Source organism: Paenibacillus sp. FSL H8-0048, assembly GCF_038002825.1.
In the GTDB taxonomy this organism is placed as follows: domain Bacteria; phylum Bacillota; class Bacilli; order Paenibacillales; family Paenibacillaceae; genus Paenibacillus_AQ.
This window is the reverse complement of record NZ_JBBODF010000001.1, coordinates 6,091,213-6,107,519: the sequence shown is the minus strand read 5'-3', so window position 1 is coordinate 6,107,519 and position 16,307 is coordinate 6,091,213. Positions and strand designations below refer to the sequence as shown.

Sequence of the window (16,307 nt, the reverse complement as noted above, 5' to 3'; positions counted from 1 at the left end):
TCTCTAATTAGCTAATGGCTGCCTGGATGACTGGCTGCATCGGCACGATCTGGTTAATCACTTCGCGGATGGCCTCCGCATCTTCTGTAATAACCCGTTCTAACCGTTTGAATTCAAGCTCCATTTGGCTCTGAGTAAAGACATTAGGTCTGCCAATGAAAATCCGGTCATGATGAGTGGAACCCAGGTTCTCCTCATCTGTCAGCAACTCTTCATACAGCTTCTCGCCTTCACGAATTCCTGAGAATGTAATATCAATATCTGTATACGGTTCATAACCAGATAAAGTAATTAGATCCTCGGCAAGATTAAGTATCTTCACTGGTTCACCCATGTCCAACACAAATACCTCTCCACCCTTGGCAAAAGAACCAGATTGAATAACTAATTGAACAGCCTCAGGTATTGTCATGAAATAACGGACCATCTCCGGATGAGTAACGGTTACTGGTCCCCCAGCAGCAATCTGCTTTTTGAAAGCTGGAATAACACTGCCTCGACTGCCAAGAACATTTCCGAATCGAACTGCCGAGAACTTCGTTTGGCTTGAGGTATTTAAGCTCTGCACATACATCTCGGCAATCCGCTTCGTGGCCCCCATGACGCTGGTCGGGTTCACGGCCTTGTCGGACGAGATCATCACGAAGCGCTCTGCGCCATATTTGTCTGCACAGTCAGCTACATTGCGGGTCCCGAAGACATTATTCTTGATTGCCTCCGAAGGATTACGCTCCATCAGAGGAACGTGCTTATGTGCTGCCGCATGAAAGACGACCTGCGGCTTGTAGCTCTGGAATATATCCATCAGCCTTGACCGGTCCTGAATATCAGCAATCACGGTAACGATTTCCAGGTAAGGGAAGCTCTTACGCAGCTCCATTTCAATTGTATAAATACTGTTCTCGCCATGTCCCAGAATCAGCAGCTTATCCGGTGCAAAAGGAGAGATCTGGCGGCATAGCTCTGATCCGATTGAACCGCCTGCGCCCGTAACCAATACGGTCTTGTTATGAACATAGCCCAGAATACTGTTCATGTCTGCCACAATCGGCTCACGGCCCAGAAGGTCTTCTACACTGACATCGCGGAGCTTCTTGACAGAAATCTTACCTGCAATCAGGTCATTCAATGCAGGGATAATCTTCAGCTTGGCTCCTGTTGTCTTGGCCAGGTTAATAATCTCGGATATTTCAGTTCTGGAAACTGAAGGCATGGCAATAATAATCTCATGAATGTTCTTTTCCTTCACCAGACGGGGCAGATCATATCTATTTCCCAAGACAGGCAGTCCCAAAATAGACATATGATATTTATTGGAGCTGTCGTCAATGAAGCCTACCAATTTCGTATCGGCAAACGATGGACCCATCATTTCCTTAGCAATTAACATTCCACAATCTCCGGCTCCGACGATTAAAGCATGGGTCTCTCTATTCTTGTCATTAATCCGTTCCTTTCGAAGGAATCTCCATAGGAAGCGGATGCCACCAACCAGAACTAGAATGGTCTCCATAATCCGAACCTCTACTCCGAAGGGTACACGCGCTGGTAGAATTAATAGAGCTATACCATAAGCTATGATTGCCCCAGTCATTATAGCCTTAAGAATAGATACTATTTCACCAATACTGGCATATTGCCACATCCGGCGATATAACCCGAAATAGACTAAGTTCCCACCAATCGCAACAGTAGAAATTATTCCAAACTGAATCATCTGTACAACATATTCATGAGGAATGCCATCAAAGAAACGGAACATATACGAAGTGACTACACTAAACCATATGATCGCAATATCAATTAGAAACAACATAAACACTCTTGTTTTGGCTGTCATTTTCAGTGCCTCCAAAAATAACAATTTATCTCAATTCAATTGCCATAGTAGTAATAGTAGTAGCCTTCACTGGCCTTGCGCTTCACGTTGTTCAGAACCACGCCCAGCATCTTGGCTCCGACCCGGTCGAGATTGTCCTTGGCCTTCGCTGCAATATCGCGCTTCACCTTACCGTAGCTGACCACCATAATTACGCCGTCACTCTTGGAGGCCACAATCTGTGCATCTGTAACGGCCAACAGCGGAGGTGTATCAATCAGAATTACATCATATAACTGGCGCAGCTCCTGCAGCACCGCACTCATCCGGTTGGAGGCCATCATCTCGGCAGGATTCGGAGGAATCGGGCCGGAGGTCATCAGATACAGGTTATTCACACCGGATTCCTGAATAACTTCAGACAGATTCGCCTGCTGCGAGAGCAAAGAGGATAATCCATACCGGTTACTCAGGGAAAAAGTCTTATGCGCTGTAGGCTTACGCAAGTCACCGTCGATCAGCAGCACCTTCTTATCCGCTTGCGCGTACGCAGCGGCCAGGTTAGCGGTTACGGTTGATTTCCCTTCCTCCGGTCCGGAAGAAGTGACCATAATAATCTGGATCTGTTCATCTACAGAGGAGAAATCAATGTTCGTGCGCAGTGCCCGAAAGGCCTCGGATACCGGCGAACGCGGGTTGGTCACGGTGATCAGATGGCGTTGTTTATTTGGCTGCTGTGACATGCTCTAGTTCCCCCGCCTTTCTGCTCTGTGTCTGAGCCTGCTGCCCGGTGGTCTTGGTTTCTTCCTGGCCCAGCCGGGTAATCATAGCTATAGTCGGAAGTCCAAGGTATTTCTTAATGTCGTCTTCTGTCTTCAGCGTATCGTCGAGATACTCCAGCAGGAAGGCAATCCCCAGACCGATCATCAGGGATACGATAAAAGCAATCGCGAGGTTCATGACCACATTCGGCTCCACCGGTCCGGGTGCAACTGGCGGATTAAGCTTGGCTTCGTTGAGGATGGACACATTCTGTACGTTGAACAAGGACGGAATCTCCTGCTTAAATACAAGTGATATGGCATTCACGATCTCTGCGGCTCTCTGGTATGAATTATCTCGAACGACAAGTGTCATCACCTGCGTATTATTTACGGAACTCACGTTAACCTTCTTCAGCATCTCCTCTGCCGTAATCCCGAACTCAGGATAGTTCTTAGCCACAACATCGAGAATCGCCGGAGTCTTGATAATTTCCTTGTACGTATTGATCAGCTGAATGTTGGTATTAATCTGATTCAGATCCAGCTGCGCCGCCGTAGCTTGGGTAGGCGTCTGATTAACAATGATCTTGGTTGAAGCTTCATAGACGGGATTCTTGATATATAAGCTGTAGATCCCGGCAAGAACACAAGCCACGATAACAATGCTGATAATCATCCACAGTCTCTTCCTGACAATCTGGAAATAATCGCGCAAATCCAATTCTTGTGCTGACAAGTGCATTTCCCTCCAAGCTGTAAATTCTTATTCCCTATATCCTAAAAAGTGCCTCCTCTCTATACGACGAGAGGAGGCTCTCCACAATACTATTTACTTACTTGAAGTTGATCGTACGGTAGATAATCACTGCAGCTTCAGCACGTGTAGCTGTGTTGTTAGGATTGAACTTGCCGGCGTTGCCGATAACCAGGTTATTGCTGGCAGCGAAGGCTACTCCGTCTTTCAGGGAAGCAGCGATCTTGCCTGCATCGGAGAACTTGCTCAGGGAGCTGACATTCGTAGCAGCTTCCGGCTTCTGCGACTTCACGGCACGGGCAATCATTGTTGCCATTTCGGCGCGCGTAATCGTTGCATTAGGATCGAACTGGGCTGCACTGCGTCCAGTAATGATGCCCTTCTCAGCAGCAACAGCTACATAAGGAGCATACCAGGCAGTGGAGCTTACATCGCCGAAGCTCTGCTTCGCGGAGTTATTCTCCAGGTTCAGTGCGCGGATCAGCATCTTGGCGAATTCTGCACGGGTCACGTTGTTCTTCGGAGCAAAGTTGCCGTTACCTACGCCTTCAATAGCACCCTTGGCTGCTACTACAGAGATCTGTCTTCCAGCCCAAGCCTGAACACTGGCAACATCCTTGAAGCTGACTTTGTTCTCCAGTACAGCGTAGGAAGAGAAGCTGTCACGCGGTTCAGTGATGTAATCACCATCTACAACACCGCCCTGGTATTGCAGTTCTTTGTAGACTACCTTAGCAACGGACAGCAGTTCACGGTCAACGCCTTCTGTATTCTTAAGCGGCAGCTTGATGATGATTGGCTGCTTGAAGGTGGATGTAACCACACCGCCCACATTCAGTTGGAAGTCATACACGCTGGATGTCAGCTTATTGCTGGACAGGGAAGTTACGGTTGCATCTGCTACAGTGGAAGTAGTCAGTGTAATAGCTTCACTGAACTGTCCTACTGGAATCGTTACGGTCAAGCCGTTGAAAGTAATTGCAATGTTGGCAATGCCTTTCGCCTTGGCTGCTTCGATAATTGCTTTGGACAATGGCACTTCTACAGTTGCCGCGTTCACTGTGCCCAGGTTCAGGGTAAGCGTAAGACCTGTCTTACCGGCATTAGCTGCAACCAGTGCGTCAAAGGCTTTCAATACGTCAGCATCTACCAGCTTCAGGGTTGCTTTGTCGCCTACAATCGTTACCAGCTTGGATACATCATACAGGCCTGGTGTAGCTGTAGGGTTCGTAACTGGAGTTGTTACTGTGCCGTTGCCGCCGCTAGTGCCAGTTCCAGGAGGGTTAGTAGTACCGCCACCGCTGAAGCCGTAAGCTTTGATATAAGCTGTAGCCAGGGCTTTCACTGCTGGCTTCGTTGCTGGAACTGCAACACTCAGGTTCTTCAGGCTCTCCTTAACATCAGCAGGAGAAATGTGAAGATTGTACACTACTTGGCTTACTGTAAGGGCTCCAGTACCTGTCTTGTGGTTAAGCACTGTAGTAATGGCATCATTAATCAAGTTGTCCTGGCTTGCAGGATTAGCAACGATGTCCAACAGTTCCGAGCTAGTTTTGCTGCTGAGTAATGCGCGGAGCTGGGCTTCAACACCATCCGCGCCGAACAGGAATTCAATGAAATCATCCGTTGTAAGATTCTTTACGCCAGCCTCAGCAGCAATCTTCTTCAGCAGGTCCACATTCTTCACATCATAACGGATATTCTTGATTGCCGTGTAATCCTTGTCATACACATCATAGACTACACTGGATACGCTCTTGAATGCTGCATGGGCAGTTATCACGTCAGCTTCTTCCAGGAAGGTAAGCTTCTCAAGTACTGGCTTGAAGATTTCTCTGAATGCTGCAAGATCCACAGCGTTTGCTTGATTTTTGTAATTCAGAAGCAATACTCTGTCGGCTTCTGTCAGCTGAGCATAAATCTTCTCAACCTTAGCCTTCACATCTGCCTGCGATACTGCTGCTGCGGAAGCTGTACTCACTCCAAAATGTTCAGCCAGCCCCTTGCTGCTGAACGGGAATCCGGCAACGGATGCCGCTGCCATGCTTACTGCTAGTGTAGATACTGCCAGTTTTTTCTTCAAAGTCACTTGTCATCCACCTCTTTGTATGTATTTGTATTAAGAATAGTGCAAGAATCCAGTAATACCCATTCTACCATTAATGACACGGAAGGTCACCCCTTACGAGAAAAAAATCCGAACAATCTATGAAGTTTGCTGTTAGATTGAATAGAATTAACTCGATTAATCTCCTTATTTGCAAGGATATCGCGCGAATTGTGTAGAAAAAAGTCGACTGACTCTGCTCCTAATTCCCGCCTCACCACCCCGTAAGCCTCGCTTAATCCAAAGGGACGGTGCAGCGAATCATGCGCATCGGATGCAATCATATGCACGGCTTGCTGCCGGCATAATTTGAGCGACAGCTTCTGCAGCTTACTCCCGAAGACGCCGGCGATGCTCTGTGCAGTAACCTGTCCCATGGCACCGAGCTCTATTAACCGCAGCAGCTTGGACGGATCGGCAGCAATCTCCGCGTTGCGCTCCGGGTGGGCGATAACCGGCACCATTCCCTGGATGACCAGCTCATGGCAGGTCTCTTCCATCGTGCGGGGCACCCGTGAAGAGGGCATCTCCAGCAAAATATACCGGGAACCGGCAAGCGTCAGCAATTGTCCGCGCTCCAGATCATCGAGCAGCTCCCCGTAGATCCGGATCTCCTGCCCCGGCAGCACGACCAGCGGATTGCCTGCCTCCTGCAGCTTCGCATTCAGCACCCGTACCGCCGCTTCAATCTCCGGGGCCGGATTCATATAGACTCCGTTCGCATGGTGGGGGGTAGCTACTACAGTTGTAATACCATCGTTATGGGCGTCAAGCGCCATGGCGAGAGCGGCGTCATAATCAGCAGCTCCGTCATCCATGAAGGGTAGAATGTGGCTATGGATATCTATCATATGTTGTTTATCGGTCCTTTCGTAGAGGATATGTATAGTTTTCGCAAAAAAATACAACCATTTCACTAGGAAATGATTGCCATATTTTAAAACAATATCACCTACGCTTCCAGTCGGAACAGCCGGCCGGCCGCTTCTGCAAGTCTCTCATCTACTTCGTTAATTACTGCCTGCTGCCTGCTGCGGTTGCGCAGATCGAGCAGTCTATCAATCTCTTGCCGGAGCTGTTCAATCTCACCTTCTACGCTCTGACGCTTGTAGACAGCCAGCATCTCTGCCACTGAATATTTATGCTGATAGATCAGCTTGGTGCCTTCCGGCCTCACTTCCGAGATCCGGCGCACCGAGCCGCCTTCATAGTAATACATCATCGTTAGATCCTTATAAATGCGGTTTACGGTTCCCGTGCCTTTATAAGTGAAGAATAATTTGCGGACTGCATTAATCAGATGAGGATTCACCACCCTGCAGGACAAGGAACCCATATAGATGCCGCCTTTGCGTTCAAAAGACAGATGGACCTCCTCGCCTCCGGCCTCCTCCAGCACAATCTCCTGTTCTCCCGCGCCCAAAACCTTCACACGGTGACTGATATAGCTGGTATCTGCGGTCAGCAGGAACTGGTTCAGCTGAAATTCGGTCATTTGCATCGTTGCATTCACATATTCCATCGCCAGACGCTGAGCCATAAACATCCCTCAATTCTTAATGACAAACCCTTAAGTCTCGGAAGGCGCTTCGTGCTGCGGTTCATCCCCGGAATTCGGATCATCCGGTTCTGCCGGAAGCTCTTCTTCGGTGGGTAGAGTGTGTCTATCTATAAGTTCCCATAATTCGTCTTTGCCAAGTCCAATCTCTGATGAATACGCAATGAAGCTGTCTCCCGGCAGCACACCGAGCTCCTGCTTCATTACCTTGATATGCTTCGGCCAGCGGGTCTTCGGAATTTTGTCCGCTTTGGTGGCCACTACGCAGAGCGGCAGATCGTAGTGCTTCAGCCAGTCGAACATCATTTTGTCATTGGCTGTCGGCGGGTGGCGCAGATCCACGACCAGCAGGACCATCTTCAGCGTCTCGCGTTCCGCCATGTACTTCTCGACCATTTTGCCCCAGGAGGCGCGCTGTGTCTTCGAGACCTTGGCATAGCCATAGCCCGGGAAGTCAACGAAATACATGCTCTCATTCACCAGGTAATAGTTCATATGCTGCGTCTTGCCCGGTGTAGAACTGGTGCGGGCCAGATTCTTGCGGTTAATCATCCGGTTGATCAGAGAGGACTTCCCTACATTGGAGCGCCCTGCCAGAGCAATCTCCGGCAAGGCATCCACAGGGTATTGGTCAGGGCCTACGGCACTGATAATAAATTCGGCGTTGTTAACTTTCATATGACTTCCTTTCTAATGCACACTACTGGGCGCTTCAATGCTTATTTCTGTATCTGAGTCTGAGCCGGTATTGATGCCTTCTTCATGATCTACGAGCGCGTGCTTCAGTACCTGATCCATATGGGATACCGGCACGAACTCGACATCACTCCGGACACTCTCAGGAATATCCTTGAGGTCGCGCTCATTGTCCTTCGGGATAAGAATCTTCTTGTAGCCTGCACGGTGGGCGGCCAGCGATTTCTCCTTAAGACCACCGATAGGCAATACGCGTCCGCGCAGCGTAATCTCACCGGTCATGGCTACATGCTTGGAGACATAACGCTTGGTAAGCGCGGAGATCAGCGCCGTGGCGATGGTAATCCCTGCGGACGGGCCGTCCTTGGGAATCGCACCTTCGGGAATATGGATGTGAATATCGTTCTTCTCGTGAAAATCAGGGGCAAGCCCCAGCTCCTCCGCCTTAGAGCGGGTATAGCTGAAGGCAGCCTGCGCCGACTCCTTCATCACATCGCCGAGCTGGCCGGTCAGCGTCAGCTTCCCGGTGCCCTGGACCACCGTTACTTCAATCAGCAGCGTATCGCCGCCAACCTCTGTCCAGGCCAGCCCGGTAACGGTACCAATCTGATCCTCCAGCTCTGCCATTCCATAGCGGAACTTGGCGGCTCCCAGGTAATCCTTGATCTCCTCCGGAAGAATGCTGACGCGCTCCTTCTCTTCGGAGACAATCTGCTTCGCCGCCTTGCGGCAGAGGGCAGCTATCTGCTGCTCCAGATTCCGCACCCCGGATTCGCGGGTGTACTCGCGGACAATCTTCAGCAGCGTATCGTCTCCGATGGACAGCTGCTCTTCCGCAAGGCCGTGGCTCTTGCGCTGCTTGGGCAGCAGATAACGGCTGGCAATCTGCAGCTTCTCCAGCTCCGTATAGCCGGGAATGAACAGCATCTCCATCCGGTCCAGCAGCGGACGCGGAATGTTGTGCACGGCATTCGCTGTAGTGACGAACATGACGTTCGACAAGTCGAACGGCAGCTCTACGAAGTGATCGCTGAACGTATTGTTCTGTTCGGGGTCCAGCACCTCCAGCAGGGCCGCCGACGGATCGCCGCGGAAGTCCGCCGCCATCTTGTCGATCTCATCCAGCAGGAAGACCGGGTTGATGCTGCCTGCCGTCTTCATCCCCTGGATGATCCGGCCCGGCATTGCGCCGACATATGTCCGGCGGTGACCCCGGATCTCAGCTTCATCCCGCACGCCGCCCAGCGAGATGCGGACGAACTTGCGGTTCAGGGAGCGGGCGATGGAGCGGGCGAGCGAGGTTTTGCCGACGCCCGGAGGACCTACCAGACACAGAATCGGCCCCTTCAGCCCCTTGACCAGCTTCTGCACGGCCAGGTATTCCAGCACCCGTTCCTTCGGCTTCTCCAGACCATAGTGGTCTGCGTCCAGCACCTCTTCCGCCTTGCGGATATCCAGATCATCTTCCGTGGCTTCGCTCCAGGGCAGACCGAGCAGCCAATCCACATAGTTGCGGATGACGCTGCCTTCGGCTGAGCTTGCCGGCATTTTCTCCAGCCGGTCGATCTCCTTCAGGATCTTCTCCTGCACCCGCTCCGGCAGATTCTTCTCTTCCATCTGGGTGCGCAGCTCATCGGCTTCACCGGCCCGGCCTTCCTTCTCGCCAAGCTCCTTCTGGATCGCCTTCATCTGCTCGCGCAGGTAATACTCCTTCTGGGTCTTCTCCATCTGCTTCTTCACGCGCTGGCTGATCTTGCGTTCGAGCTCCAGCACTTCGCGCTCATTATTGAGGATGTCGAGCAGCTTCTCCAGACGCTTGCTGACGTCAATGGTCTCCAGGATCTCCTGTTTGTCCTTGATCTTCAGCGCCAGATGACTGGTGATGACATCCGCCAGCCGCCCAGGCTCCTCGATATCGGAGACCGCAGCGAGGGTCTCTGGCGTTACTTTTTTGGACAGAGTGATGTAGTGTTCGAACTGGCTCAGCACGCTGCGCATCAGGGCATCGCTCTCCTGGTCCACATCCTCCTGCTCCGGCAGCTCACGCGCCATCACCTCATAATACTCCTCGTTGTCCGTATAATGAATAATCTCGGCCCGCTCTACGCCCTCCACCAGCACACGGATCGTACCGTTGGGAAGCTTCAGCATCTGCCGCACATTCGCCACCGTACCCACGCGGAATATATCCTCTTGCCCCGGCTCCTCAATATTGACTTCAGACTGGGAGCAGAGGAGAATCAGATTATCTTCAACCATAGCTTTCTCTAATGCCCGCACGGACTTCTCACGGCCTACATCCAGATGCAGAACCATACTGGGATATACAAGAAGACCTCTAAGCGGTAATAAAGGAAAACGACGACCTTTGGATTTACTTTGTATCATCGCTTTCGCACCTCCCATGGTTCATAAGTAGTGTCATATGCATTCATTCTAACAAAAGCCGCATGAAAACACCAACCACCCGTGTCCGCAATTGGTGCAATTGGCGTTATTGGCACGCTCACCCATCGGTGTGTAGTATTCGCTGAACGTTCGTGTCCTATGCCGCCGAGCCCCCTGCTCATCCACCAAAAAAATCCCCCGGCAGCTGCCCGCCAGGGGATTCCTTCCTAATGTGCCTGTCTTAACCGGGCAACCCCTCGCCCGAAGCGTCCGCCTTCAGCAGTGAAGGCGCGGAAGAGAAGGTCTCGCCGGATACGGCAGGCATTCTGATGTCTGCTGTATCGGTGCCGAACAGGTGGCGGAAGACCTCCTCCACCGTGTCCACCGGGATCACCCGCAGCGCGCCGAGATCGGCGAACAGCGACTGCCAGTTCTCCTTCGGAATCAGCACGGTCGTTGCTCCCGCCTGGAAGGCCGCCTCCACCTTGGCGACCACGCCGCCGACCGGCTTCACCCGGCCATGGATGCCGACCTCCCCGGTGATTGCCACCGTGTTGTCCACCGGCAGCTGCCGGATGGCCGAGACGATGGCCACCGCCATGGCCACCCCGGCGGACGGCCCGTCAATAGGCGTCCCTCCGGGGAAGTTAATGTGCAGGTCATACTTGTCCGGCTCCAGCTTCATGGAGCGCAGTACGGTCAGCACATTCTCAATGGAGCCCCGGGCCATGCTCTTGCGGCGCACAGTCCGCGAGCCGCCGCGCGTCTCCTCTTCATCGACTACCCCGGTGATGTTCAGCCTGCCCGGCCCGTTAAGCACAGGCGCGGCGGAGACCTCGATCTCCAGCAGCGTGCCCATGCCGGGGCCGTAGACGGCAAGGCCGTTGACCAGTCCGACCTGCGGGGCGGAAGGAATCTTGCGTTCCGTCCGCAGCGGCAGCTGGCTGCTGCTGGCGACCCATTCCACTTCCGCAGCGCTCAGCGAGTCCCGGCCCTCGGTCAGCGCAAGACCGGCAGCCAGCTGGATCATATTCACCGCCTCGCGGCCGTTCGTCGCGTACTGCTGCACGACCTCCACCGCTTCCGGGCTTGGCTTCAGCCCGATCTTCTGGACGGCATCCCGTCCAATCACGGCAATCTCCTCCGGCAGCAGCGGACGGAAATAGATCTCCATGCAGCGCGAACGCAGCGCCGGTGAGATCTCGTCCGGCGACCGTGTTGTGGCTCCGACCAGCCGGAAATCGGCGGGCAGGCCATTTTGGAAAATATCATGAATATACGCGGGTGTATTGCTGTCCTCCGAGTTGTAATAGGCGCTCTCCAGCAGCACCTTGCGGTCCTCCAGCACCTTCAGCAGCTTGTTCATCTGAATCGGATGCAGCTCGCCAATCTCATCGAGGAACAGAATTCCCCCATGCGCCTTGGTTACTGCGCCCGGCTTCGGCTGCGGGACTCCGGCCACGCCCATGGCCCCCGCTCCCTGATAGATGGGATCATGTACGGAGCCGATCAGCGGATCGGCAATTCCGCGCTCGTCGAAGCGCGCCGTAGTGGCATCGATCTCGGTGAATTTGGCGTCACGCTTGAACGGCGACAACGCATTTTTCTTCGCTTCCTCCATAACCACCCGCGCCGCTGCCGTCTTGCCCACACCCGGCGGCCCGTAGATAATCACATGCTGCGGATTGGCGCTGCATAGCGCGGCCTTCAAGGCGCGCAGCCCGTCCTTCTGTCCGACGATATCGTCGATGGAGGCGGGGCGTGTCTTTTCTGAGAGCGGCTTGGTCAGAGAGATCATCCGCATCTTCCGCAGCTTATCCAGCTCCTTGCGCGATTCCCGGTCCACCGCCGTCTTGTTCGTCTTCTGTCCCCGCAGCAGATTCCAAAAATAAACGCCGATGACCAGCGCGAAAAAAAGCTGCACGACCATCAGCAATATACTTAGTTCCATAGGTCACCCTCCTGTATCCTTCCGTCTGCCAGCTCTGTATTCAGCTACTACTAGGTAGTATAGCCGTTTCAAACATTCGTAAACTCCCGCAGCAAAAAAACCGAATCCCATTCTCCTTCCGTGCTCATAGATTGCATAGGATTTCCACAAACGGAAAGACTATACCGGATGATTGGAGGTGAATGATCATGACACATCTGGAGAATACACAAGGTCCGCAGGAGAAGCTGCCGCACGCCCTGTCCGCGATAATAGAAGGAATGCAAAGCCGCCTGGGCAAAAGCACAGATATCATCTACCGGTTCATCACCCTCGGCCCTTCGTCCGCAGTCATTATCTTCATTGAAGGACTCGCAGATCCGCAGGAGATGATTCAGGCCATCCATGAGGACTCCAGTCTGTATCAACAATTCAGCCAGCCTCATCCGGAGAGCTGCCTGAAGCTGCTGCAGGAACGGACGCTCTCCCTCGGCAAGGTCGGGGAGGTCAGCAACTACACGGAGCTGGAGCGTGAGCTACTCGCCGGTAACTCGATCCTCATCATTGACGGAGCTCCGAAGGCGCTATCTGCCGGTACGGAGGCACTGAAGCAGCGGGCAGTCGAGGATGCCGGCTCACAAGCCGTTGTAAGAGGGCCGCGTGAAGGCTTCACGGAATCGCTGCGGGAGAATACAGCGCTGATCCGGCGGAGAATCCAGAACCCGAAGCTGCGCATTGAAGAGCGAACCCTCGGGGAACAGACGCAGACGAATGTAGCTGTAATGTATATAGAAGGCAATGTAGATCCCGGGGTGCTGAATGAGCTGCGCAGACGGCTGGATGAAGCCAGGCTGGACAGCGTACTGGAGAGCAACTATATCGAGGAGATGATTCAGGACCCGCAGTACAGCCCTTTTCCGACGGTGTATAACACGGAACGTCCGGATTCCGCCGCATCAGCACTGCTGGAAGGACGGATCACGATCCTGGTGGAAGGTACGCCGTTTGTGCTCATCGTTCCCGCCTTGTTCGTACAGTTCTTCCAGTCCAGTGAGGATTACTATCAGCGGAGCGATTTTGCCAGTCTGGTCCGCATCCTGCGTTATTTCTGCTTCGCTGTAGCACTGCTGACCCCGGCCTTTTATATTGCGATCACCACCTTCCATCAGGAGATGATTCCCACAACCCTGCTGGTCAGCCTGATCGGGCAGCGTGAAGGCATCCCGTTCCCGGCGTTTCTCGAAGCCTTTCTGATGGAGATCACCTTCGAGATTCTGCGTGAGGCCGGTATCCGCCTGCCCAAATCGATGGGCCAGTCCGTATCTATCGTAGGTTCGCTGGTCATTGGCCAGGCTGCGGTAGATGCAGGGCTAGTCTCGGCTGCTATGGTCATCGTCGTCTCCATTACAGCCATATCCAACTTCGCCCTTCCCGCCTTCAATATCGGGATCTCGGTACGGATTCTGCGCTTCGTGATGATGGGCATTGGCGCTTCCTTCGGCCTATACGGGATTGTTGTCGCCTTGATTATTCTGGGTCTGCACTTATGCAGTCTGGAATCCGTAGGTGTTCCTTACATGACTTCCTACGCCCCCTGGCAGTGGCTTAGCCAGAAGGATAGCCTCATAAGGCTGTCAAGGCGCAACATGAAGAAGTATACCGGACATAACTGACAGAGAGGAGCAACCTTCTATGCGTATTCAACAAGCAGTCTGTCTGCTCCTGGTCTTCAGTCTGGCGGTGTTGCCCGGATGCTGGAGCCGCAAGGAGCTGAACGATCTGGCTGTGGTCATGGCGATGGGAATTGATGCCGCACCTGAGGGTTATGCCGTTTCTGCACAGGTGCTGAATTCGGGAGAAGCACGCAGCACCAAAGGAGCAGCAGGCAAAAGTCTGCCTATTCTTACCTACAAAGCCGTAGGCCAGACGGTTCCCGATGCTCTCCAGCACATGCTCAGTACAGCGCCGCGTACTCTCTACTTGTCCCACATCCGGGTGCTTGTCCTCGGAGAAAAGCTGGCGCGGCAAGGTGTCAGTGACATCCTTGATTTCATCACCCGGAATCATCAGCTCCGCAGTGATTTCTTCCTGTTGGTCGCGAAGAATTCCCAGGCCTCTGACATTCTGGAGATTAATACGCCATTCGAGCAGATTCCGGCCAATTCGCTCTACTCCTCCATTCTGGTCTCCCACAAAAATTGGGCAGCCACCGGTAAAGTCACCTTGCAGCAGTTCATTCTTGAACTGGAGCGCGGCGGCTCCAATCCGATTATGTCCGGCGTAAGGCTGCACGGCGATGTGTCAGAGGGAGGGACAGTCAAGAATATAGAATCCATTGTCCCGAAGACCCAGATCATCCAGGCGGGAATTGCTATTTTCAAAAAAGACCGTCTGGTCGGCTGGCTGGGCGAGAACACCAGCAAAACAGTCAACTATGCGCTTAATGAGGTTAGCTCCTCTAACGGCGATGTTACCTGCCCGGATGGTGGCAAGGTCGGCTTCATCGTCACCCGTTCCGAGAGCAGTATCCAAACCAGTCTGAATCCGGAAGGGCAGCCGGAATTCAAGCTCATGATCAATGTGGAGGCTGATCTCACTACGATTCAGAGCACAATTGATCTCACGCAACCCTCCAATATTGAGATGATTCAGACCGAAATCGAAGACAAGTTCAAGTCCAATATGCAAGGTAGTATTCAAAATGTGCAACAGCGCTACGCCTCCGATATCTTCGGCTTCGGCGAAGCGCTGCACCGCAAATATCCCCAGGTCTGGAAAGCTTACCGTGGGGATTGGGATGAACATTTCAAGCAAGTGAAGATTACCTCTGACTGCCGAACCCATATCCGGCGGATCGGCTCCATTATTCAGCCGCAGAGACGGGAGATGGAAATGAAATGAGCTGGAATTGGCTGCTGCTTCTGGTCCTGCTAATCACTGCCTTTACACAACTCCCTGCATTGCTCCGCCTGCGTTCTCCGCAGGATACTGCGGTATTCTGCGTGTTCTGGCTGATCACCGCTTCGGTCACTGTTGCTGATATGGCAGGCTCCACTGCAATTCGTCCGATGAACTGGGTATACAGTATCATTAAGCTGCTCTCCTTCTGACCTGACCACTAACCACTAACCTGCCTGAAAGGAGACGGACCTGTGAGCAAGTCTAAGAAGCTCTCGTCTTTACAATTATTCATCCTGACCTTCGGTCTGACGACCGGAAGCTCCATTCTTGACCTCCCTGGTACAATGGCACAAATCGCCAGAGAGGATGCCTGGATCGCCTCTCTGTTCTGCCTGCTTATCAACCTTATGATGGTTGTCTTATGTCTTATGCTCTCCCGTCTGTACCCGGGGCAGACCCTGTTTGAGATTCTAGAATCTGTACTGGGCCAATGGCTGGGCAAGGCAGTGTCGCTTATCTACTTATTCTATTTCCTTATCCTTACCAGTGCCTTGCTGGGCGATCTGGGTTCCTTCATCACCACTGAGGTCATGCCCGAAACTCCGACCGAGGCGATCAAAATGATATTCCTGATTGTCATCATCGTCAGCGCATACAAAGGTATCGTCATTGTGGCCCGTTTAAGCGAGCTGCTCTTCCCTTGGTTACTGCTTCTGTTGACGCTGCTCGTTCTGGCCCTGATTCCCCAAGCGAACTGGACACATATCCTTCCCATTCTGGAGGATGGCCTGAAGCCGGTCATGTCTGCCGGCATCCAGTCCGCCATGTTCCAAGAACCTATTGTATTGTTGAGCTTCCTCCCTCTGATGAAGCAGTCCGGTAAGCAAGCCCGGGCCTTACTCGGCGGAACTGCTCTGGGGGGGCTGATTCTTTTCGTGCTGACATTGCTTAGTGTGCTGGTGCTCGGCATTGAGCAGACCTCCAACAGCAACTACCCTGTGTTCATTCTGGCAAAGGCTATTAATATCGGCAACATCCTGCAACGCGTCGAGGGAATGTTAGTAACGATCTGGATTATGACCTTCTTCATCAAGATCTCCTTACTCTTCCTGCTGATCCTGCAGAATTTCCAAGCCGTGTTCAGCCTGAAGCGGACCACCTACCTGATCTTTCCGCTCGCAGTTCTGTTATTCGTCTTCGCCTCCAATATTTATATCAACCTCATCTATCTTATACATATGGTGCAGACGGCCTGGTGGAAATTCGCTGCCATCCACCTTGTATTCCTGCCTGTGCTGGTGTGTCTGATTGCACTGATCCGCCGTAAGCGGACTGCCTCCGCAGCCAAGTCTTAAGACCCGGTTGTACGTGCTAACTTACTGAACCAGGC

Annotated in this window: 13 protein-coding genes; 4 read left to right on the top strand and 9 right to left on the bottom strand. The window is 52.7% G+C overall.

What is annotated here, in order from left to right; all coding sequences use genetic code 11:
- Positions 1-7 precede the first annotated feature (7 nt).
- The 9 genes from NSU18_RS26510 to lonB form a co-directional block, all read right to left on the bottom strand.
- Positions 8-1,840: a polysaccharide biosynthesis protein gene (locus NSU18_RS26510; protein WP_341150455.1), complete on the bottom strand. Its 1,833-nt coding sequence runs from the start codon at positions 1,838-1,840 to the stop codon at positions 8-10.
- A 35-nt stretch (positions 1,841-1,875) separates the two neighbouring features.
- Positions 1,876-2,562 carry a CpsD/CapB family tyrosine-protein kinase gene (locus NSU18_RS26505; protein ID WP_341150454.1) on the bottom strand — a complete coding sequence of 229 codons (687 nt, stop codon included), beginning with the start codon at positions 2,560-2,562 and terminating at the stop codon, positions 1,876-1,878.
- Positions 2,543-3,325 (bottom strand): YveK family protein, encoded by a 783-nt coding sequence (locus NSU18_RS26500; protein ID WP_341017114.1) that lies wholly within the window; start codon positions 3,323-3,325, stop codon positions 2,543-2,545. Before NSU18_RS26500 ends, NSU18_RS26505 begins: the two co-directional genes overlap by 20 nt.
- Positions 3,326-3,416: 91 nt before the next feature.
- On the bottom strand, positions 3,417-5,426 hold the full coding sequence (locus NSU18_RS26495; RefSeq protein WP_341150453.1) for an S-layer homology domain-containing protein: 2,010 nt from the start codon (positions 5,424-5,426) through the stop codon (positions 3,417-3,419).
- An 86-nt stretch (positions 5,427-5,512) separates the two neighbouring features.
- Positions 5,513-6,295 (bottom strand): tyrosine-protein phosphatase, encoded by a 783-nt coding sequence (locus tag NSU18_RS26490; RefSeq protein ID WP_341150452.1) that lies wholly within the window; start codon positions 6,293-6,295, stop codon positions 5,513-5,515.
- A 101-nt stretch (positions 6,296-6,396) separates the two neighbouring features.
- Positions 6,397-6,984: a non-ribosomal peptide synthetase module gene (locus NSU18_RS26485; protein ID WP_341150451.1), complete on the bottom strand. Its 588-nt coding sequence runs from the start codon at positions 6,982-6,984 to the stop codon at positions 6,397-6,399.
- 30 nt (positions 6,985-7,014) lie between these two features.
- Positions 7,015-7,680: a ribosome biogenesis GTP-binding protein YihA/YsxC gene (gene yihA, locus NSU18_RS26480; RefSeq protein WP_341017109.1), complete on the bottom strand. Its 666-nt coding sequence runs from the start codon at positions 7,678-7,680 to the stop codon at positions 7,015-7,017.
- Between the two features lie 12 nt (positions 7,681-7,692).
- Positions 7,693-10,086, bottom strand: coding sequence for an endopeptidase La (lon, locus tag NSU18_RS26475; protein WP_341150450.1), 2,394 nt, complete (start codon positions 10,084-10,086; stop codon positions 7,693-7,695).
- 241 nt (positions 10,087-10,327) lie between these two features.
- A complete protein-coding gene (gene lonB, locus NSU18_RS26470; protein WP_341150449.1) occupies positions 10,328-12,037 on the bottom strand; it encodes an ATP-dependent protease LonB in 1,710 nt (569 codons plus the stop codon).
- A 188-nt stretch (positions 12,038-12,225) separates the two neighbouring features.
- Between lonB and NSU18_RS26465 the strand changes: the two genes are divergently transcribed.
- Genes NSU18_RS26465 through NSU18_RS26450 form a run of 4 tightly spaced genes read left to right on the top strand, consistent with a single transcriptional unit; the run spans position 12,226 to position 16,272 of the window.
- Positions 12,226-13,689: a spore germination protein gene (locus NSU18_RS26465; protein WP_341150448.1), complete on the top strand. Its 1,464-nt coding sequence runs from the start codon at positions 12,226-12,228 to the stop codon at positions 13,687-13,689.
- Positions 13,690-13,708: 19 nt separating this feature from the next.
- Complete coding sequence (locus NSU18_RS26460) at positions 13,709-14,917, top strand: Ger(x)C family spore germination protein (protein ID WP_341017103.1); 1,209 nt, start codon at positions 13,709-13,711, stop codon at positions 14,915-14,917.
- Positions 14,914-15,126, top strand: a complete 213-nt coding sequence (locus tag NSU18_RS26455; protein WP_341150447.1) for a hypothetical protein — start codon at positions 14,914-14,916, stop codon at positions 15,124-15,126. The genes NSU18_RS26460 and NSU18_RS26455 overlap by 4 nt, the downstream gene beginning before the upstream one ends.
- 42 nt (positions 15,127-15,168) lie before the next feature.
- The gene (locus tag NSU18_RS26450; protein ID WP_341017101.1) at positions 15,169-16,272 is read left to right on the top strand and encodes a GerAB/ArcD/ProY family transporter; all 1,104 of its coding nucleotides are present in this window, start codon (positions 15,169-15,171) and stop codon (positions 16,270-16,272) included.
- Positions 16,273-16,307: the final 35 nt, after the last annotated feature.